Annotated in this window: 1 protein-coding gene; it reads left to right on the forward strand. The window is 69.7% G+C overall.

From position 1 onward, the window contains the following. Positions 1 to 48: 48 nt before the first annotated feature. On the forward strand, positions 49 to 737 hold a 689-nt coding region (locus CF165_RS49745; protein WP_205661261.1), incomplete at its 3' end, for a helix-turn-helix domain-containing protein.

Below are 737 nucleotides of genomic sequence, written 5' to 3' on the forward strand. Positions count from 1 at the left end.
CTTGGGTTCTAGTGGTGGTTGCAACGCCTGATCTGTTCAGGGGTTGCAGTGTTCGAGATCCGCGAGGACCGGTCGCCTCAAGGTCCGAGGAAGCTGGGCGATGAGCGCCAGGCCTATCTTGATCTTGTGACGCGAGGTGTGGGGACGGCGGAGGCGTGCCGGATCGTCGGGATCAACCGGCGGACCGGTCACCGGTGGCGGAACGGACGGGCAAGCCAGACCAGGGCCGGGCGGGAGACGGATCAACAGTCTTCCGCCCGGCCTTCGCCGTCGGTGGGCCGGTTCCTCTCGGTCGAGGAACGGATCGTGATCGCGGATCTGCGGCGCGCGGGCCGCTCAGTGCGGGCTATCGCCGCCGAACTGGGCCGCAGTGCCTCCACGATCAGCCGGGAACTGACTCGCAACAGCCATCCCGGCAGCGGCGACTACCGGCCGCATGCTGCCCAGGCCCGCGCCGAATCCCGCCGCCCGCGGCCCAAGACCGGCAAGATCGCCGCCTGCCCCGAGTTGCATGCCCTGGTGCAGGGCATGCTCGAGGACAAGTTCAGCCCCGAGCAGATCAGCCGGCGGCTGCGCCGCGACCACCCCGACCGGCCGGAGCTGCACGTGACCCACGAGACCATCTACCAGGCCCTCTACGTCCAAGGCCGAGGCGAACTACGCCGCGAACTCGCGACCGCGCTGCGCACCGGACGCACCATGCGCAAACCCCGCCGCAGCAGCGAGCAACGCCGGCC

Source organism: Amycolatopsis vastitatis (assembly GCF_002234595.1).
Classification (GTDB): domain Bacteria; phylum Actinomycetota; class Actinomycetes; order Mycobacteriales; family Pseudonocardiaceae; genus Amycolatopsis; species Amycolatopsis vastitatis.